The 18,828-nt window shown below is 45.0% G+C and carries 14 protein-coding genes, 2 tRNA genes, 1 other RNA gene and 3 pseudogenes; 13 read left to right on the forward strand and 7 right to left on the reverse strand.

Features of this window, described 5'->3' with window-relative positions; all coding sequences use genetic code 11:
• The first annotated feature begins 78 nt into the window (after positions 1 to 78).
• An RNA gene (rnpB, locus tag AB5170_RS02060) (RNase P RNA component class A) lies at positions 79 to 430 on the forward strand.
• A gap of 257 nt (positions 431 to 687) precedes the next feature.
• On the opposite strand, the gene AB5170_RS02065 is transcribed toward rnpB, so the two are convergent.
• The 3 genes from AB5170_RS02065 to AB5170_RS02075 form a co-directional block, all read right to left on the reverse strand.
• Complete coding sequence (locus AB5170_RS02065; RefSeq protein ID WP_118578704.1) at positions 688 to 1,125, reverse strand: aspartate carbamoyltransferase regulatory subunit; 438 nt, start codon at positions 1,123 to 1,125, stop codon at positions 688 to 690.
• Entirely contained in the window at positions 1,119 to 2,042 is a 924-nt protein-coding gene (gene pyrB, locus AB5170_RS02070) for an aspartate carbamoyltransferase (protein WP_148462381.1), read from the reverse strand. The genes AB5170_RS02065 and pyrB overlap by 7 nt, the downstream gene beginning before the upstream one ends.
• 133 nt (positions 2,043 to 2,175) lie before the next feature.
• Positions 2,176 to 2,565: a hypothetical protein gene (locus AB5170_RS02075; protein ID WP_173771834.1), complete on the reverse strand. Its 390-nt coding sequence runs from the start codon at positions 2,563 to 2,565 to the stop codon at positions 2,176 to 2,178.
• Between the two features lie 114 nt (positions 2,566 to 2,679).
• Here AB5170_RS02075 and AB5170_RS02080 point away from each other — a divergent pair, with 114 nt between their 5' ends.
• From AB5170_RS02080 to AB5170_RS02095, 4 genes and pseudogenes are all read left to right on the forward strand, one after another.
• The gene (locus tag AB5170_RS02080) at positions 2,680 to 3,972 is read left to right on the forward strand and encodes a folylpolyglutamate synthase/dihydrofolate synthase family protein (RefSeq protein WP_173735392.1); all 1,293 of its coding nucleotides are present in this window, start codon (positions 2,680 to 2,682) and stop codon (positions 3,970 to 3,972) included.
• Between the two features lie 129 nt (positions 3,973 to 4,101).
• Positions 4,102 to 5,232, forward strand: a complete 1,131-nt coding sequence (gene pheA, locus AB5170_RS02085) for a prephenate dehydratase (RefSeq protein ID WP_173771832.1) — start codon at positions 4,102 to 4,104, stop codon at positions 5,230 to 5,232.
• A 305-nt stretch (positions 5,233 to 5,537) separates the two neighbouring features.
• Positions 5,538 to 6,848 (forward strand): ATP-binding protein, encoded by a 1,311-nt coding sequence (locus AB5170_RS02090; RefSeq protein ID WP_173735390.1) that lies wholly within the window; start codon positions 5,538 to 5,540, stop codon positions 6,846 to 6,848.
• A gap of 31 nt (positions 6,849 to 6,879) precedes the next feature.
• Positions 6,880 to 6,942 (forward strand): annotated as a pseudogene (locus AB5170_RS02095) (DUF6783 domain-containing protein); the annotation flags it as partial.
• Here the strand turns inward: AB5170_RS02095 and AB5170_RS02100 are convergent.
• Positions 6,913 to 6,984: pseudogene (locus AB5170_RS02100) on the reverse strand (hypothetical protein); the annotation flags it as partial. The pseudogenes AB5170_RS02095 and AB5170_RS02100 overlap by 30 nt on opposite strands.
• Before the next feature lie 75 nt (positions 6,985 to 7,059).
• Between AB5170_RS02100 and AB5170_RS02105 the strand changes: the two are divergent.
• Positions 7,060 to 8,595, forward strand: coding sequence for an HD domain-containing protein (locus AB5170_RS02105; RefSeq protein ID WP_173771830.1), 1,536 nt, complete (start codon positions 7,060 to 7,062; stop codon positions 8,593 to 8,595).
• Positions 8,596 to 8,606: 11 nt separating this feature from the next.
• Positions 8,607 to 10,766, forward strand: coding sequence for an RNA degradosome polyphosphate kinase (locus AB5170_RS02110; RefSeq protein WP_173716348.1), 2,160 nt, complete (start codon positions 8,607 to 8,609; stop codon positions 10,764 to 10,766).
• Positions 10,767 to 11,047: 281 nt separating this feature from the next.
• Here the strand turns inward: AB5170_RS02110 and AB5170_RS02115 are convergent.
• Both AB5170_RS02115 and AB5170_RS02120 read right to left on the reverse strand, forming a co-directional pair.
• A tRNA-Glu gene (locus tag AB5170_RS02115) sits at positions 11,048 to 11,119 on the reverse strand.
• Between the two features lie 49 nt (positions 11,120 to 11,168).
• A tRNA-Glu gene (locus tag AB5170_RS02120) sits at positions 11,169 to 11,240 on the reverse strand.
• A 467-nt stretch (positions 11,241 to 11,707) separates the two neighbouring features.
• Between AB5170_RS02120 and AB5170_RS02125 the strand changes: the two genes are divergently transcribed.
• The gene (locus AB5170_RS02125; RefSeq protein ID WP_148462366.1) at positions 11,708 to 13,633 is read left to right on the forward strand and encodes a type IIA DNA topoisomerase subunit B; all 1,926 of its coding nucleotides are present in this window, start codon (positions 11,708 to 11,710) and stop codon (positions 13,631 to 13,633) included.
• A gap of 105 nt (positions 13,634 to 13,738) precedes the next feature.
• On the opposite strand, the pseudogene AB5170_RS02130 reads toward AB5170_RS02125, so the two are convergent.
• Positions 13,739 to 13,819: pseudogene (locus AB5170_RS02130) on the reverse strand (DUF6783 domain-containing protein); the annotation flags it as partial.
• Between the two features lie 32 nt (positions 13,820 to 13,851).
• Between AB5170_RS02130 and AB5170_RS02135 the strand changes: the two are divergent.
• From AB5170_RS02135 to AB5170_RS02155, 5 genes are all read left to right on the forward strand, one after another.
• The gene (locus AB5170_RS02135) at positions 13,852 to 16,098 is read left to right on the forward strand and encodes a DNA topoisomerase (ATP-hydrolyzing) subunit A (RefSeq protein ID WP_148462364.1); all 2,247 of its coding nucleotides are present in this window, start codon (positions 13,852 to 13,854) and stop codon (positions 16,096 to 16,098) included.
• Positions 16,099 to 16,428: 330 nt separating this feature from the next.
• Positions 16,429 to 16,893, forward strand: coding sequence for a ribosome maturation factor RimP (gene rimP, locus AB5170_RS02140; protein WP_118578686.1), 465 nt, complete (start codon positions 16,429 to 16,431; stop codon positions 16,891 to 16,893).
• Positions 16,894 to 17,043: 150 nt separating this feature from the next.
• Positions 17,044 to 18,252: a transcription termination factor NusA gene (gene nusA, locus AB5170_RS02145; RefSeq protein WP_148462362.1), complete on the forward strand. Its 1,209-nt coding sequence runs from the start codon at positions 17,044 to 17,046 to the stop codon at positions 18,250 to 18,252.
• Complete coding sequence (locus tag AB5170_RS02150) at positions 18,236 to 18,511, forward strand: RNase P modulator RnpM (RefSeq protein WP_148462361.1); 276 nt, start codon at positions 18,236 to 18,238, stop codon at positions 18,509 to 18,511. The genes nusA and AB5170_RS02150 overlap by 17 nt, the downstream gene beginning before the upstream one ends.
• Complete coding sequence (locus tag AB5170_RS02155; RefSeq protein WP_148462358.1) at positions 18,501 to 18,821, forward strand: ribosomal L7Ae/L30e/S12e/Gadd45 family protein; 321 nt, start codon at positions 18,501 to 18,503, stop codon at positions 18,819 to 18,821. Before AB5170_RS02150 ends, AB5170_RS02155 begins: the two co-directional genes overlap by 11 nt.
• Positions 18,822 to 18,828: the final 7 nt, after the last annotated feature.

Consider the following 18,828-nt stretch of genomic DNA (forward strand, 5'->3'; position numbering starts at 1 on the left):
TTTACAGGTTCTACGACAGGAAGAAATGAGAAATAGTGCTTTACATCTTAAAGCAATAATGTTAAAATAGCACTTGCGCAAGCAGGCCAGGTGATCGCGGCTGAACAGACGAAAGGGTTCAGACGAGGAAAGTCCGGGCTTCACAGGGCAGGATGCCGGATAACGTCCGGTGGAGGCGACTCCCAGACCAGTGCAACAGAAATAAACCGCCATGGCTTGCCATGGTAAGGGTGGAAAGGCAGTGTAAGAGACTACCGCCGTCCTGGTAACAGGCCGGGCACATGTAAACTCCATTCGAAGCAAGACCGAGCAGAAAGCGATACGGCGGCCCGTCGTGCTTTCAGGTAGGTCGCTTGAGCCTTTCGGCAACGGAAGGCCTAGACAGATGATCACTCAACGACATAACCCGGCTTATCGGTCTGCTTGCGTATTTAAGAATCGGATTGTATCATACAATATGATATTTAACCTGGGAAGATTCAGTTCTGCTGGATTTTCTCAGGTTTTTTGCTTTATAGGAAATTACTCCGTAATGTTCCGATAAAGCAAAAAACGCTCCGCGAGGATGCGACCAGATGGACAGGAAATTTCACCGGAATTTTCTGTTACAAAAAAGTGGAAGCTGTATTCAGCTTCCACAATAAAATATCAATATTGTTATAAAAAACAATGATTTACAGAGATAACTTATTTGTTTCTGTGACCGGAGTATTTCTCCTCACAATATTTACATCTGTAAACCTCATTCTCCTCATCAGCCAGAACAAACACCTGATCCAGTCCCTGCTCGATGGAAGTGATACAGCGGGGATTCTTACATCTGATCACGTTTACAACCTGCTTCGGAAGACGAAGGTCTTTTTTCTCAACGATCTTCTCATCCTTAATAATATTTACAGTGATATTGTGATCAATAAAACCAAGGATATCCAGATCCAGATCCTCAATCGGGCACTCAACCTTGATGATGTCCTTTTTGCCCATCTTATTACTCTTTGCGTTCTTGATGATCGCAACGGTACAATCAAGCTTGTCAAGCTTCAGGTCATGATAAATAGTCATAGCCTTGCCGGCTTTGATATGGTCTAATACGAAACCTTCACGAAGTGCTCCAACATTTAACATGGCAGTTCCACCTCCAATAATGTAAGAATCAGGGCCATACGCACATATACACCGTACTGGGCCTGTTTAAAGTATGCAGCTCTCGGATCGCTGTCCACTTCAACAGAAATTTCGTTAACACGAGGAAGCGGATGAAGAATGTACATGTCATCCTTTGCAAGGGAAAGTTTCTGCTTGTCCAGTATGTAGAAATCTTTCATACGAACATAGTCTTCCTCGTTGAAGAAACGCTCCTTCTGAACACGTGTCATGTAAAGAATATCAAGCTCCGGAATAGCATCTTCCAGACGTTCTACTTCTAGGAACTCGATGTTGTTCTTCTTCAGCACGTCCTCACGGATATAGCTTGGGATACGAAGCTCTTCCGGAGAGATCAGTACGAATTTAACATTGTTGTAGCGAACCAGTGCCTCGATCAGAGAGTGAACGGTACGTCCGAATTTCAGATCTCCGCACAGACCGATGGTAATGTTGTCAAGACGTCCCTTTAAGGAACGGATGGTAAGTAAGTCTGTAAGAGTCTGAGTTGGATGCTGATGACCACCGTCACCGGCATTGATAACAGGAATATTAGAAACCATAGAAGCTACCAGCGGAGCACCTTCTTTGGGATGACGCATAGCACAGATATCTGCATAGCAGGAAACAACACGAATGGTATCGGCAACAGTTTCCCCTTTCGCTGCGGAACTGGAATCTGCAGATGAGAAACCAAGAACCTTACCGCCAAGGTTCATCATAGCAGCTTCAAAACTGAGACGGGTACGGGTACTTGGCTCATAGAAAAGTGTGGCAAGCCGTTTGTCGTCACAGGTATGTGCGTATTTTTTGGGGTTTTTCTCAATATCGCTGGCAAGATCCAGAAGCTTCTCAAGCTCCGGAACACTAAGGTCCAGCGGACTCATTAAGTGTCTCATGATATACCTCCGTTATGAGTGTGTGGTTTTGGGGTAGAGTGTTACGGTTCACAAAAACTCTTTCAAAAAGGATCTTCTGTGAGTGGTAACGCAAAATCTCTTCGACCTATCATATACTACTTGGAATGATTTTTCAAGAAGATTTTGTAAGTATTTTTTCGAAAAACAATCCAGTGAGAAACCAGACCGGGAGATAGTCCAGACGGATGATTCCTTTGTACTGATGGGGCACTCCGGAATAGTCCCAGGGGCACATGTGAAAAGCCTGCAGGATAGAACCGCTGGCAAATTCTGCCAGGTAAAATCCGGCAGTATAAAGGGAGCCTCGCAGAAGTGCCGGAAGGTTTTTCAGCTTTTTGTATACAGGCAGAATCAGGGATGCACAGCCATAAATGGGAAACATAAGAAGAGAGGTAGTCCCTTTCATGGACGCATCTCCCCGGAGCAGGGAATGGAGCCCGGTCCAGAGAATCTCCAGACACAAGCCGGTAAAACCACAGAAGAGAAAAGGGTATTTTTTCATATGCTTGGTCTCCTTGGGTAAAATGATAAAAATAACATTCCCATTCTTGCTAAATTTATGCCGCAAGGTTATAATGGAGAGAAAAAGATATTTGACAAACGAGGAGCTTTTATTATGAACTATCAGGAATGCCGTGCATATATCGATGATTCGGCGAAATACGGTTCCGTGCTGGGACTTGATAATATGCGTGAAATGCTGGACAGGCTTGGAAATCCTCAGGATGCAGTTCCTTATGTCCACGTAGCCGGAACCAATGGAAAGGGTTCCGTGATTGCTTATTTATACACCACCCTTACCCGGGCAGGCTATAAAGTGGGCAGATACATATCCCCAACTCTTTATTCTTACAGAGAACGTCTTGAGATTGCCGGCGAGAAGATCTCACAGGAAGATTTTGCAAAGTATGTGACAGAAATTTCCAGGTCAATTGACCAGATGACAGCGGTTGGCATGAATCATCCTACCCCTTTTGAGATTGAGACTGCAGCAGCGTTTTTATATTTTAAGGAAGAAAATTGTGATCTGGTCCTTCTGGAGACCGGAATGGGCGGTAATCTGGATGCCACCAATATTGTGAAGAATACCAAACTGGCTGTGCTGGTTTCTATCAGCATGGATCATATGTCATTTCTTGGAAATACCCTTGGAGAAATCGCAGAGAAGAAGGCGGGAATTATCAAACCTGGCTGCCTGGTTGTGACCACAAAGCAGAAGCCGGAAGCGGCACAGGTGATTGCAGATACCTGCAACAAGCTTCATGTACCCTGTGTGGTATCTGACCCTGATGAGGCTGTTTTGGAAAAAGAGAGCGTATTCGGTCAGACCTTTTCTTATAAAGGAGAGAAATTTGCAATTTCCCTTGCCGGTGTTTACCAGAAAGAAAATGCAGTGCTGGCATTAAACGCCCTTGAAGAACTGGACAGACTTGGCTGGACTACTACCATGGAACAGCGGAAGGACGGTCTTCTCCACACAAGCTGGAAGGGAAGATTTACGGTTATCAATAAAAAGCCTCTTTTTATTGTAGACGGCGCTCACAATGCCGGAGCAGCCGACAAGATGGCAGAATCTGTCCGGCACTATTTTAATGGGAAAAAACTGATCTATATTATGGGGGTTTTTGCAGACAAGGAATATAAGATTGTCCTTGAAAAAACAGCCCATTTTGCAGAAAAAATCTATACCATAGAGACACCGGATAATCCCCGTGCACTGCCGGCAGAGGAACTGGCGAAGGCGGCAAGGGTATATAATTCCAGTGCCGAGAGTACAAAAAGTATAAAAGATGCTGTAGAAAAGGCATTTTCCTGTGCAGGAGATGACGAGAACAGTGTGATTCTGGCATTTGGTTCACTTTCCTTTATTGGAGCGCTTACAAATGCGGTGGAAGAATATGTCGGATAAGTGTCAGGTACTGAAATGGCAGCGTGTTACTGGTCACGGAGTGAACAGTAATGGCAGTACATTGTGGAAATTGAAGTGTGCAGCAGCTGAATTTGCATGATTAAATACAAAAACTGGAGAGAAAACAATATGACAGATTTGCAGGAATGCAGACGAAAAATAGATGAAATTGACAATCAGATGGTGGAACTTTTTGAGAAGCGGATGAAGGTCTGCGAGGAGGTTGCAGAGTATAAGATCCATACCGGAAAGAAAGTGCTGGATCCGGAGAGAGAGCATGCCAAACTGGAAGAGATCAGGAAAAAAGCGCACGGTGAGTTCAACGAACTTGGAGCCCAGGAGCTTTTTCAGCAGATCATGGCCATCAGCAGAAAGCGTCAGTATCAGCTTCTCACCGAATATGGTCCGAAAGAAAAGGAAGACTTCCAAATGGTGGAGCAGCTTCCCAGAAATAATGTGACTGTTGTTTTCCAGGGGGTAGAGGGCGCCTACAGCTATGGAGCCATGCGCGCCTACTTTCAGGAAGACATTGAGAGCTATCATGTGAAGCTGTTCCGGGATGCCATGGAAGAAGTTGCAGCAGGAAGAGCAGATTACGCAGTCCTTCCTATTGAAAATTCCACAGCTGGGATTGTGGCAGATATTTATGACCTTTTGACAGAATATAATCTGTTTATCGTGGGAGAGCAGATCCTGAAGGTTGAGCATGTACTGCTTGGCCTGCAGGAGGCTGAGCTTTCCGATATTGCCGGGGTATATTCCCATCCTCAGGGGCTCGCCCAGTGTAAGGAATATCTGGAAGAGCATAGAGATTGGAAAACCACAGCCGTAACCAACACCGCCGCAGCGGCCAAAAAGGTCAGCGCAGATCAGGATAAGACTCACGCCGCAATTGCCAGCAGGGCTGCTGGAGAGATTTATAATCTGAAGGTTCTGGCAGAGAATATCTGCAAAAATGACAGCAATGTGACCAGATTTATTATTCTGGCAAAGAAACCGGTTTATGAGAACAACAGCTCCAGGATTAGTGTATGCTTCGAGGCACGTCATGCAAGCGGAACTCTTTACAATGTACTTTCCCATATGATCTATAATGGTCTGAATATGACCAAGATCGAGTCCCGGCCTATTCCGGGAAAAACCTGGGAATACCGTTTCTTCGTGGACTTCGAGGGAAACCTGCGGGACAGCGCGGTAAAGAATGCACTGCGGGGCATGGAAGCAGAGACCAGCTATTTGAAAATTCTGGGCAATTATTAGAGTGTGTTTGAAAAAGGCTTTCTGCAAAATCTCCCGCAAAGTGGGGCGTGCGGTAATGATTTTTCAAACACGCTCTAGAGCCGGTTATAGCTGCGAAGGCAGAGAGTGGCAGCAATTTCATTTATTGTTAAAATTAACCAAAGAATTTAAGAAGATTTTATCTGTTTTTAATATAAGAAAAGTAGAATGAAAAACGGTGCAAATGCGTGAGCTTGTATATCCGAAAGTGTGCTGCCATGAATTGTGCGGGCGGCAAAAAGGAGAAGAGGCGCGTAAATGCGCTATGGAATTGAGAGGAAACAAAAATGGCAAGAACAGAAGAATGTATCCTTTACCGCAATTTCGACAACGGTGAGGTACTGGACATAATGACATCACTGATGAACAGCTATGAGGCTGGTGAAGAAGGCTTTGAGAATCGGAAAGAGGAATTTTTCCATATGGCAGGAAGCCTGGTGGAAATGGCAGGAATGTATGGGTTTTCCGGGAATCTGTGGCACACTTATCTGACACAGCTTCTTGTCAATCACGAGAATGCATTCAGTACCGCTTCCGAGATCAGAGGGGCAGTGGAGGGAAGCATTAACCATCTGGCTCTTCATGATTTTGGAATTTTCAAAGAACTTTATGACTTTGATCTTGCTGTTTTTGACAGTGCGTTTGGAACAGACTGTGCTGATTTTCTCTGTAATTATGTGAATACAGGATGCAACAGCAAGGTATACAACCAGCGCATCTGCGACAGAATCTGTGATATGAGCAAAACACTGGCAGAGGCTTCTACAGTGGAAGAGTTTATGGCAGATATGGTGCAGTTCTACAAAGATTTCGGCGTAGGTAAGCTGGGATTGAACAAGGCATTTCGTATTGAGCATGGCAAGGATGGGAAGCCGGTGATCACACCGATTACCAGAATCGCCCATGTGAATCTTGATGATCTGGTTGGATATGAAATCCCCAAGCAGAAACTGATCGAGAACACGGAGGCTTTTGTAAGAGGAAGAAAGGCCAACAACTGCCTGCTTTTTGGTGATGCAGGAACTGGTAAATCTTCCAGTATCAAAGGTATCCTGAACCGTTATTATGACGAAGGACTTCGTATTATCGAGGTGTACAAGCACCAGTTCCAGGATCTGAATGATGTGATCGCACAGATCAAAAACCGTAATTACAAATTTATTCTTTATATGGATGATCTTTCCTTTGAGGAATTTGAAATCGAATATAAATATCTGAAAGCAGTGATCGAGGGCGGTCTTGAGAAAAAGCCGGACAACATCCTGATCTATGCAACCAGCAACAGACGTCATCTTGTTCGGGAGAAATCCGGGGATAAGCTGGAGGTGGCAGACGATGAAGATCTGCATTCCTCCGATACTGTGCAGGAGAAGCTTTCTCTGGTTTACCGTTTTGGCGTGCGTATTTATTTTGGTGCACCGAATAAGAAGGAATTCCAGAATATTGTTACTACACTTGCAGAGCGCTATGGTGTTACAATGCCTGCAGAGGAGCTTCTGATGAAGGCAAACGCCTGGGAGCTTTCTCACGGCGGTCTCACTGGAAGAACGGCGCAGCAGTTTATTGATCATGTTCTGGGAACAAGTGAGGAACAGTAAAAGAATACCAGAGATTATCTGAAATTTATACCTGTGCAACCGAATTCGGGTGAAATCTACCGCAAAGTGGGGCGTGCAGATTGCGGGAATGATTTTTTAAACAGGCTCTAGGTTTTGGCGAAAGCGGGCAGTACAATAGAAAAAGCTTTTGCTTGTGTCTGACTTACAGGCACAGATAGAAGAAATAATCCTTGGCAGGAGGGAAAAACGTATGGCAGTGACCACATTTGCGGCAATTGATATCAGTTCCTATGAGATCACCATGAAAATTTTTGAATTTTCCAAAAAGGGTGGTTTCCGGACTGTAGACGATATCCGGTATCGTCTGAATCTTGGAGTAGGGGTATATTCCGGCGGAACCATGGAAGTGGATAAGGTAGATACTATTTGTGAAGTACTTAACGACTTTAAGAGGATCATGGCAGAGTACGGTGTGAAAGAATACCGCGCCTGTACCACAAGTGTTTTCCGTGAGATGAAGAATCCGCTGATTATCATTGAACAGATTTTCAGAAGAACCGGAATTCATGTGGAGGTTTTAAGCAATGCCGAGCAGCATTTTCTGGGCTATAAATCTATTGCGGCCATTGAGAATGGTTTTAAGAAAATGATCCAGAAAGGAACCGCTATTCTGGATGTGGGTGGTGGAAACCTGCAGATTTCCCTGTTTGACAAAGATGCGCTTGTAACCACCCAGAGCCTGAAAATGGGAAGCGTGCGTATCCGTCAGCGACTGAAAGAGCTGGAGAAAACCAATACGAATTATGCACAGCTGGTGGAGGAGTTTATCCGTAATGACCTGACCGGGTTTAAGCGTCTTTATCTGAAAGACCGAGAGATAAAGAATTTGATCCTTATGGGGGATTTTCTTACTGAGACTATTTTCCGTGAGGAGAGACAGGACAACATTATTACACGGGCTGAGTTCGAGAAGCGGTATGAGAATACGGTTTATAAGACCGAGACTTCACTGTCAGAGGAAATGGATATTGATCCGGAGTATGCCGCTTTGATTGTGCCAACTATGGTTATCTGTAAAGATTTTATGGATCTTTTCAATGCAGAAGCGCTTTGGATGCCAGGTGTATCTCTTCTTGATGGTATTGCCTATGATTTCGGGGAAAAGAAGAATTTTATTAAGAGTGCACACAATTTTGAAAATGATATTCTGGTGGCAGCCAGAAACATTGCCAAACGTTATTCTACTGGAAAGGATCATATTAAGGGCACTACCGACCTTGCCCTGGCGATTTTTGACAGCATGAAGAAAGTGCACGGAATGGGAGACAGAGAGCGCCTGCTTCTTCAGATCGCAGTGCAGCTTCATGACTGTGGCAAATATATCAGTATGGGAGATGTGGCAGAGTGCTCCTATCAGATCATTATGGCTACGGAGATCATTGGACTTTCCACAGAAGAACGTCAGATCATAGCAAATGCGGTGCGCTACAATACCGCAGAATTTGTTTATTACAGCGAGATCGCAGGAGAGGTCGGAATGGATCGTTCCGTATATCTTCTGATCGCCAAGCTGACTGCAATCCTTCGTATTGCAAATGCTATGGATCGCAGCCATTATCAGAAGGTAAAGAATATGAAGGCTATGCTGAAGGACAGAACTCTGCTTCTTACAGTTGATTCTGAGCAGGATATCTCCCTGGAGCTTGGACTTCTTATGGATAAAGTTGAATTTTTTGAAGAGGTATTTGGTATCCGTCTGGTATTCAGGCGTAAGAGAAAAGTGTGAGGAGGGGCACAATGGATCTGAAAAATTTTGAAAAACCGGAGTATTTTGTGAACAGGGAGTTGAGCTGGCTGAAGTTTGACGACCGTGTTCTCTCAGAAGCAAGAGATAAAAGTCTGCCATTGTTTGAAAGACTGAAATTTACCAGCATTGTATCTTCCAATCTGGATGAGTTTTACATGGTTCGTGTGGCTTCCCTGAAAGACCAGGTTCATGCTGGTTATGAGAAAACAGATATTGCAGGAATGGGACCAAGAGAGCAGCTGAAGGAGATCAGCGTTCAGACACATGAGCTGGTTCGCTCCCAGTACAGCACTCTGAACCGTTCCCTTCTTCCGGCACTTGAGAAGGTGGGGCTTCATCTGGTGATGGAGCACGAGAAATTAAACGAAGAACAGCAGGAGTATGTGGACCGTTATTTCGAGGATAATGTTTATCCGGTTCTTACCCCTATGGCAATGGATTCTTCCAGACCTTTCCCATTGATTCGAAATAAGACATTGAATATTGGCGCCTTGATCTCCAAGAAGGATAAGAAAAAGGGCAAGGATGTACTGGTATTTGCCACTGTCCAGGTGCCTTCTGTACTGCCTCGTGTGGTTGTCGTTCCATCCGGGAATAAAGAGGACACTACCGTAATCCTTCTGGAGGAGATTATCGAGCGCAATATTGACAAGCTTTTCCTTGGATATGATGTGGTTTGTGCACATCCTTACCGTATTATGAGAAATGCGGATCTTTCCATAGATGAGGATGGGGCGGAGGATCTTCTGGTGGAAATCCAGAAGCAGCTGAAGAAGCGCCAGTGGGGTGAGGTAATCCGCCTGGAAGTGGAGGATAAAACGGACTCCAGACTTCTTGGCATTCTGAAAAAGGAATTTGACATTAAAGAAGAGGATATTTTCTATATTAACGGACCACTGGACCTTACCATGCTGATGAAGGTTTATGGACAGGATGGCTTTGATCAGTACAAAGAGCCGAAATATACCCCTGCTGTAGTGCCTGCATTTGCAGATACCAGTAAGGATATTTTCCAGGTGATCCGTGAGGGTGATGTGTTCTTACACCATCCATACATGAGCTTTGACCCGGTTGTAAATTTTGTACGCCAGGCGGCAAAGGATCCGGATGTACTTGCGATTAAGCAGACGTTGTACCGTGTCAGTGGAAATTCCCCGATCATTGCAGCACTTGCCCAGGCAGCGGAGAATGGCAAACAGGTTTCGGTTCTGGTAGAGCTGAAGGCACGTTTTGATGAGGAACACAATATTGTGTGGGCAAAAATGCTGGAAAAAGCAGGCTGTCATGTTATTTATGGTCTGGTTGGCCTGAAAACACACAGTAAGATTACTTTGGTGGTTCGCCGTGAGGACACCGGAATCCGCCGTTATGTCCATCTGGCAACTGGTAACTATAACGACTCTACTGCAAAGCTTTATACGGACTGCGGCATTTTTACCTGTGATGAGCGCTTCGGCGAGGATGCAACTGCAGTGTTTAACATGCTTTCCGGATATTCTGAGCCGAAGAACTGGAATCGTCTGATCGTGGCACCAATCTGGATGAAGGATCGTTTCCTGAAGCTGATCGAGAGAGAGGCAGAGCACGCGAAGAAAGGAATGCCGGCTATGATCGTAGCGAAGATGAACTCTCTTTGTGATCCGAAGATCATTGCAGCTCTTTATCATGCATCTTCCTGTGGCGTGCAGATTTACCTGCTGATCCGAGGTATCTGCTGTCTGAGAGTGGGAATCCCGGGTGTGAGCGAGAATATCCATGTACGTTCCATTGTAGGAAACTTCCTGGAGCACAGCCGTATTTTCTATTTCCACAATAATGGCAGTGACGAGATTTATATGGGAAGTGCGGACTGGATGCCTCGTAATCTGGACCGCCGTGTGGAGATTGTTTTCCCGGTCGAGGACGAGCAGATCAAGAATGAGATCAAGCATGTTCTGGATCTGGAGTTCCGTGATAATGTAAAAGCCCATATTCTTCAGCCTGATGGAACTTACGAGAAGCAGGACAAGAGAGGCAAGCTTCTGATCAATTCCCAGATGGAATTCTGCAGGGAGGCCACTGAGAAAGCAGAAGCGTTAAAGAAAAAAGAAAAACATGAAAATTCCAGAGTCTTCATCCCGGCAGAACCGGCGGAGGATGTGGAAGAATAAGAAGTTGAAGTGAATTAGGAAAAATAAGGAAAGCCGCTGTATTGTGATGTGAGATTGCAATATGGAAAAATGCAGAAGCTGACGCCGATGCACTTGCTTTCGAAGATTTTCAGTAAAAAAATTAAGATTCTGACTTCTAAGGTCTGAATCCAGATGCCGCAAGGTTGACGAAAAAAGTCGCTTTGCGGCGTCTTTTTGCATAAAAAAAGAAGGCATAACCCAGGCGGCAGAAATATATTCAGACAACAAAAAAACTTCCGAATCACTTCGGAAGTTTCTAGCAGCCAGTACGAGAATCGAACTCGTGTTTTCGCCGTGAGAGGGCGACGTCTTAACCCCTTGACCAACTGGCCATGTAAGCGGTTCGCTTAACATATGTATTCAATTTGTCGGAAAATAAAGCAGCCAGTACGAGAATCGAACTCGTGTTTTCGCCGTGAGAGGGCGACGTCTTAACCCCTTGACCAACTGGCCTTGTCAACCGACTCGCTTAGTATATCTTACTTTGCAGGAGAATGCAAGCACTTTTTTTATTTTTTTTGCGAAAAATTGAAAAACTCCGAAAAAAGCCAGGAAATAAGCGGGTTTGCGGTGTCAAAAAAATTTTAAACAAAATAGAAAACCCAAATTTTACTTGCAAAAATACCATAAACTGGGGTATGATATAGAACGAATGTTTGAACAGAAGATAAGAATGGAAAAGAAGCGGACATACTGTCCGCTTTTCACAACCATTGGAATAAATGCTGAAGCCCAGACAGTGCATCATGAAATGTAGAGCTGTAAATGAAATGAGCAGTTATTTCGTGCACTTACAAGTTGATTTCTCGAACAATCCTGTCGGTACACTGGATGCATAAAAGAAGAATATGGGACAGCAGAGTCTGAAGTTACTGTTCACTGGTAACAGTCTGAATGATAGTAAGAAAGGAATTAACACCATGGCAAAGAAAGACACTTACGACGCGGGTAGTATTTCTGTCCTGGAAGGATTGGAAGCTGTTCGGAAACGTCCGGGAATGTACATCGGAAGCGTATCCAGAAAAGGCCTGAACCACCTGATCTATGAGATCGTGGACAATGCGGTAGATGAACATCTGGCCGGTTACTGTTCTGAAATTGAAGTAACACTGGAGAAAGACGGCTCCTGTACGGTCACTGATAATGGACGAGGAATTCCGGTAGATATGCATGCGAAAGGGGTATCTGCAGAGCGTCTTGTATTTACCACCCTCCATGCAGGCGGTAAATTTGACAACTCTGCTTATAAGACAAGCGGTGGACTTCATGGCGTTGGTTCTTCCGTTGTAAATGCCCTGTCCACATATCTGGATATTAAGATCAGCCGTGATGGATTTGTACATCACGATCATTATGAGAGAGGTATCCCCACGATTGAACTGGAAGAGGGACTTCTCCCCAGGCTTGGCAAGACCAGACAGACCGGAACCTGCGTGAATTTTCTTCCGGACCCGGAGATTTTTGAAAAAACAAGATTTTCATCCACAGAAGTAAAGAGCCGTCTCCATGAGACTGCATACCTGAATCCCAACCTTACCATTCATTTCATGGATCTTCGTGGTGATACTCCTGAAGATATCACTTATCATGAGCCAGATGGAATCGTGGGATATATCAAAGACCTGAATCACAATTCCGAAGCTCTCCACGAACCGATTTATCTGAAAGGAGAAGCCGATGGAATCCAGGTAGAAGCAGCATTTCAGTACACCAACGAATTCCGTGAGAATGTACTTGGTTTCTGCAATAATATTTACAATGCAGAAGGCGGTACTCATCTTACCGGATTTAAAACAACCTTTACAACGGTGATGAATACTTACGCCCGTGAGATCGGTATTCTGAAGGAAAAAGATGCTAATTTCACAGGAGCGGATATCCGTAATGGAATGACAGCGGTTGTTTCCATCAAGCACCCGGAGCCACGCTTTGAGGGGCAGACCAAGACCAAACTGGACAATCAGGATGCAGCCCGCGCCACGGGAAAAGTAATGTCTGAGCAGCTGGTACTCTATTTTGACCGAAACCTGGAAACTTTGAAGACCATTTTGTCCTGTGCGGAAAAGGCCGCCAAGATCCGTAAGACAGAGGAGCGTGCCAAGACCAACCTTCTCACCAAGCAGAAATATTCTTTCGATTCCAATGGAAAGCTTGCCAATTGCGAGAAAAAAGATCCTTCACTTTGTGAAATCTTTATCGTAGAGGGAGATTCCGCTGGCGGTTCTGCAAAGACTGCCAGAGATCGTAATTACCAGGCAATTCTTCCGATCCGCGGTAAGATCCTGAATGTGGAGAAAGCCACCATTGACAAGGTGCTTGCAAACGCAGAGATCAAGACTATGATCAATGCATTTGGATGCGGATTTTCCGAAGGCTATGGAAACGACTTTGATATCACCAAACTTCGTTACGACAAGATCGTGATTATGGCCGATGCGGATGTGGATGGTGCTCATATTTCCACACTTTTACTTACTTTATTCTATCGTTTTATGCCGGAACTGATCTATGAGGGACATGTTTATATTGCCATGCCCCCTCTTTACAAAGTAATGCCGAAGAAGGGTGCCGAAGAGTACCTGTATGATGATAAGGCACTGGAAAAATACCGCCGCAGTCACAAGCCGGGAAGCTTTACCCTCCAGAGATACAAAGGTCTTGGAGAGATGGATGCCCAGCAGCTTTGGGAGACAACCTTAAATCCGGAAACCCGTAGAATGAAACGGGTGGAAATTGAGGATGCCCGTATGGCTTCCAGCGTGACGGAAATCCTGATGGGAAGCGACGTGCCGCCAAGAAAGGCATTTATTTACGAGCATGCAACTGATGCAGAACTGGATATTTAAGAAGGCTGAAATCCGAAAGAGCAGGATTTTTCGGACGAAAAAGCAGAATATGGTCTGAACGTAATATAGAAGAGTATTTTGCAAGAGGAGAACCTCAGATTTTAGCTTGGAGTGTGTTTGAAAAATGCTTTCTGCAAGATGTGCGTTACAATTTGTGGGAGATTGCAGGAATGATTTTTTAAACAGGCTCCAGAGTGTGTTTGAAAGGAAAACAGATTATGGAAACAAAGCAGGAGAATGTAATTGCCACGGACTATGCGGACGTGATGCAAAAATCCTATATAGATTATGCCATGAGCGTTATCATTTCCAGGGCACTTCCGGATGTCCGCGATGGCCTGAAGCCGGTACAGCGAAGAACCCTGTATGATATGTACGAGCTTGGGATCCGTTACGACCGTCCATATCGTAAGTGCGCCCGTATCGTTGGAGATACCATGGGTAAATATCACCCTCACGGGGACAGCTCTATTTATGAAGCACTGGTTGTAATGGCGCAGGATTTCAAGAAGGGCAAAATCCTGGTAGACGGTCATGGAAACTTCGGCTCCATTGAGGGAGACGGTGCCGCTGCCATGCGATATACAGAGGCAAGACTGGAGAAACTGACCCAGGAGGTTTTTCTGGCAGACCTTGACAAAAATGTAGTGGACTTTATGCCAAACTTCGACGAGACAGAGAAGGAGCCTCAGGTGCTTCCGGTGAAGATTCCCAACCTTCTGGTAAACGGTGCAGATGGTATCGCCGTAGGTATGGCCACCAGCATTCCGCCTCATAACCTTGGGGAGGTTGTGGATGCAGTGAAGGCTTATATAAAGAACAACGACATCAGTGTGAAAGGCCTGATGCGTTATCTGAAAGGACCGGATTTCCCTACAGGCGGTCTGGTTGTAAATAAAGATGATCTTCTGAATATTTATGAGACCGGAAGCGGCAAGCTCCGTCTCCGCGGTAAAGTGGAAGTGGAAAAAGTAAAAGGCGGTCGCCAGCAGCTGGTGATCACCGAGATTCCGTACACCATGATCGGTGCCAATATTGGAAAATTCCTTAACGACGTAGCCTCCCTTGTAGAAACCAAGAAAACCACAGATATTGTGGATATTTCCAACCAGTCCTCCAAGGAAGGAATCCGTATTGTACTGGAACTGAAAAAGGATGCAGATGTAGAGAATCTCACCAACATGCTCTACAAGAAAACCAGACTGGAAGACACCTTCGGAGTCAATATGCTGGCTGTTGCAGACGGACGTCCGGAAACCTTAAGCCTGAAGCAGGTGATTGAGCACCATGTGGATTTTGTGTTCGAAGTAACTACCCGCAAGTACAAGACTCTTCTGGGAAAAGAGCTTGAGAAAAAGGAAATTCAGGAAGGCCTTATCAAAGCCTGTGATGTAATCGATCTGATCATTGAGATCCTTCGAGGCAGCAAGAGCCGTGACCAGGTTAAAAAGTGTCTGGTAGAGGGTATCACAGAGGGAATCAGATTCAAGTCAAAAGCCAGTGAGAAAGCTGCAAAGAATCTGAAATTTACGGAGAATCAGGCTACAGCCATTCTGGAAATGCGTCTGTATCGTCTGATCGGACTAGAAATTGAGGCACTTCAGGCAGAGTATGACCAGACTATGAAAAATATTGCTTCTTATGAAGATATTCTGAACAACTATGATTCCATGTGTGAAGTAATTATTGAAGAACTTGACGGAATCAAAAAAGAATACAGCACCAAGAGAAGAACTGTGATCGAGAACGCAGAAGAGGCAGTTTACGAAGAAAAGAAGATGGAAGAGACAGAGGTCTGCTTCCTTATGGACCGCTTCGGCTATATGCGCCTTATTGATAAGAATGCTTATGAGAGAAACAAAGAGGCTGCCCATGCAGAGAATAAATTTATTTTTACCTGTATGAATACAGACAAGATCTGCATTTTCACAGATATGGGACGCATGCATTCCATCAAAGTGGCAGACATTCCGCTGGTGCGCTTCCGTGACAAGGGAACTCCGGCTGATAACCTGAGTAACTACGACAGCAGCCAAGAGCAGATCCTTTATGTGGCACCTGTAGGACAGGTGAAATTATCCACCCTGTTGTTCGTGACTAAGACCTCCATGTGCAAGCTTGTCGCAGGTGAGGAATTCGATGTGGCAAAGAGAACGATTGCATCTACCAAGCTGGGAGAAGAGGATCAGCTGATATTTGTAGGTCCTGCAGATGAAATGGAACAGGTGGTGTTCCAGAGTCAGAATGGCTATTTTCTCCGTATCCTGAAAACGGATGTTTCTACTATGAAGAAGACCTCTGTTGGTGTAAGAGGAATGAAGCTGGGGGACGGGGATGTTCTTGAGCATGCCTATCTGGTGGAACCGAGACAGGAGTACACCATTCAGTATCACGACAAGCCGTATGCATTGAACAAGGTAAAGCTGGCCAAACGTGATACCAAGGGTATGAAGCCCAGAATCTAAGCAGCAGATTATGAAGAAAAGGCTGTTATACAGGTTGTGTAGCGGAAGCTCAAAAGAGCTGAGAGTAAAAGCTGTTGCTGGTGAAACAAGCTTAACAATACTGTCAAAATGGGTTAAAACCTTGTAAAATGGGCATTTATAAGAAAAAGCCCTTGCAATTTGGATTTAAAGGTGTTAGAATAATACAAGAAATCAGAACTTGTTGACAAAGGAGTGGGCGTGAGCCCACTCTTTTTGATGATAAGGACCAGAGCGGCATTCGCAGGTGATAACCGCGAATACCGGATTAGAGCGTGTTTGAAAAAGGCTCTAGAGAGGCAGGTGGGAAAAATGAGCAGAAAAGAAGAGTATGAACAGAAAGCAGAAGCATTGTTATCTCCGATCGTAGAAAGCAATGGATTCGAACTGGTAGATGTGGAATATGTCAAGGAAGCAGGAAACTGGTATCTTCGCGGCTACATTGACAAACCAGGTGGAATCACAGTGAATGACTGCGAGACAGTAAGCAGGGCTTTCAGCGACAGGCTTGACGAAGATGATTTCATCGAGGACAGCTACATCATGGAGATCAGCTCTCCGGGACTTGACAGACCTCTGAAGAAAGAAAAAGATTTTGCCAGAAGCATTGGCAAACTGGTAGAAATCAGAACCTACCGGCCAATCGAGAAACAGAAAGAATTTTGTGGTGAACTGACAGCATATGATAATAACAGTGTGACCATTGATGAGGAGGGAACTCCACGCACTTTCGATAAGAAAGATATCGCACTGGTGCGTCTGGCAATTGATTTTTAAGTTACCATGAAAGTCCGGGCTGGCAGCTGTGGGAGTACCACAGGCGCGGAACAGCTGACTTTCATATAGGAAGATGCTGCCAGTAGGCGACATGTCCGATTTAAGAAATAAGCGATTATGCTGGAAAGCAAAAAGGAGGAAATAAGAAAAATGAACAAGGAGTTAATGGGTGCTCTGGACGAACTGGAACGCGAGAAAAATATCAGCAAGGAAACTTTGCTGGATGCCATTGAGCAGTCCCTGATCCAGGCATACAAGAATCATTTTGGAAAAGCTGACAATGTACATGTTACCATTAACAGAGAAACAGGCGATTTCAGTGTATATGCAGACCGCAAGGTTGTAGAATTCGTAGAAGATCCTGCTGAAGAGGTTTCTCTTGTAGAAGCACAGAAGCAGAACACCAATGCAGAGGTTGGCGATATCCTGAAGGTACCGGTTCACTCTGACAAATTTGGCCGTATTGCAACACAGAATGCAAAGAATGTAATCCTTCAGAAAATCCGTGAGGAAGAGCGTAAAGTTCTGTTTGACCAGTATCACGGCAATGAGAAAGAAGTTGTTACCGGCATTGTACAGCGTGTGGTAGGACATAATGTAAGCGTAAATCTTGGTAAGGCAGATGCAATCCTTGCTGAGAATGAGCAGGTGAAGGGCGAGACCTTCAAGCCTACTGAGAGAATCAAAGTGTATATTCTTGAGGTAAAGGATACACCGAAGGGACCTCGTATCCTTGTTTCCAGAACACATCCTGGCCTTGTAAAACGCCTCTTTGAGTCTGAGGTTGCTGAGGTGAAGGACGGAACTGTTGAGATCAAGAGCATTGCCCGTGAGGCAGGTTCCCGTACCAAGCTGGCAGTATGGAGCAACGATCCTGATGTAGATCCGGTTGGAGCATGTGTTGGTGTAAATGGTGCCCGTGTAAGTGCGATTGTAAATGAGCTTCGCGGTGAGAAGATTGATATCATCAACTGGGATGAGAATCCTGCAATCCTGATCGAGAATGCATTAAGCCCGGCGAAGGTAATCGCTGTTATGGCAGATCCGGATGAGAAGACTGCACTTGTTGTGGTTCCGGATTACCAGCTTTCCCTTGCAATCGGCAAAGAAGGACAGAATGCACGCCTTGCAGCACGTCTGACTGGATTTAAGATTGATATCAAGAGTGAAACCCAGGCAAGAGAGTCCGGCGACTTCTATGATTATGACGAGGATGACGATGAGTACTATGAGGATGACGAGTACGAAGAGTCTGAGGAGTCCGCTACAGAAGAAATTTCTCAGGATAGCGAAGAAACAGCTGCCGGTGAAGAGTCTGAAGAGACTGAGGATGCGGTAGAGAATGAAGACGAAGAATAAAATTCCCATGCGCCAGTGTACTGGCTGCAGAGAAATGAAGAATAAAAAAGAAATGATCAGGGTGTTGAAAACCGCAGAGGATGAGATCGTTCTGGATGCTACAGGCAGGAAAAACGGTCGCGGAGCCTACATCTGCAAGAGCCGTGAGTGTCTGGAGAAAGCCAGAAAAAATCACGGACTGGAGCGTTCTTTGAAAGCAGCTATCCCGGATGAGGTTTATGATAGCCTTGAGAAGGAGTTTGATAGTATTGAAGAATAATAAAGCACTGTCCCTGATCGGACTTGCAACAAAGGCCGGAAAGACAGTCAGCGGAGAGTTTTCCACTGAGAAATCCATTAAGACCGGCAAAGGATATCTGGCAATCGTAGCCGGAGATTCTTCTGATAACACCAAGAAGAAATTCCGGAACATGTGTGAATTTTACGAAGTGCCCTTGTATATCCTTTCAGATAAAGAAACGTTAGGGCATGCCATGGGCAAGGAATTCCGTGCCAGCCTGGCTGTACAGGACTGGAATTTTGCAGAAGCTATTATGAAGGTGTTGCAGGATGAGGGGAAGGAGCTTTAGAGCATAC

It is taken from the genome of Ruminococcus sp. RTP21484sp1_RTP21281st1_A8_RTP21281_210402 (genome assembly GCF_040914025.1).
GTDB lineage: Bacteria > Bacillota > Clostridia > Lachnospirales > Lachnospiraceae > Blautia_A > Blautia_A faecis.

Excerpts from the sequence above, each read along its gene's own strand:
- AB5170_RS02065 (WP_118578704.1), bottom strand. The coding sequence starts at position 1,125 with ATGTTAAATGTTGGAGCACTTCGTGAAGGTTTCGTATTAGACCATATC.
- pyrB (WP_148462381.1), bottom strand. The coding sequence starts at position 2,042 with ATGAGACACTTAATGAGTCCGCTGGACCTTAGTGTTCCGGAGCTTGAG.
- AB5170_RS02075 (WP_173771834.1), bottom strand. The coding sequence starts at position 2,565 with ATGAAAAAATACCCTTTTCTCTTCTGTGGTTTTACCGGCTTGTGTCTG.
- AB5170_RS02080 (WP_173735392.1), top strand. The coding sequence starts at position 2,680 with ATGAACTATCAGGAATGCCGTGCATATATCGATGATTCGGCGAAATAC.
- pheA (WP_173771832.1), top strand. The coding sequence starts at position 4,102 with ATGACAGATTTGCAGGAATGCAGACGAAAAATAGATGAAATTGACAAT.
- AB5170_RS02090 (WP_173735390.1), top strand. The coding sequence starts at position 5,538 with ATGGCAAGAACAGAAGAATGTATCCTTTACCGCAATTTCGACAACGGT.
- AB5170_RS02105 (WP_173771830.1), top strand. The coding sequence starts at position 7,060 with ATGGCAGTGACCACATTTGCGGCAATTGATATCAGTTCCTATGAGATC.
- AB5170_RS02110 (WP_173716348.1), top strand. The coding sequence starts at position 8,607 with ATGGATCTGAAAAATTTTGAAAAACCGGAGTATTTTGTGAACAGGGAG.
- AB5170_RS02125 (WP_148462366.1), top strand. The coding sequence starts at position 11,708 with ATGGCAAAGAAAGACACTTACGACGCGGGTAGTATTTCTGTCCTGGAA.
- AB5170_RS02135 (WP_148462364.1), top strand. The coding sequence starts at position 13,852 with ATGGAAACAAAGCAGGAGAATGTAATTGCCACGGACTATGCGGACGTG.
- rimP (WP_118578686.1), top strand. The coding sequence starts at position 16,429 with ATGAGCAGAAAAGAAGAGTATGAACAGAAAGCAGAAGCATTGTTATCT.
- nusA (WP_148462362.1), top strand. The coding sequence starts at position 17,044 with ATGAACAAGGAGTTAATGGGTGCTCTGGACGAACTGGAACGCGAGAAA.
- AB5170_RS02150 (WP_148462361.1), top strand. The coding sequence starts at position 18,236 with ATGAAGACGAAGAATAAAATTCCCATGCGCCAGTGTACTGGCTGCAGA.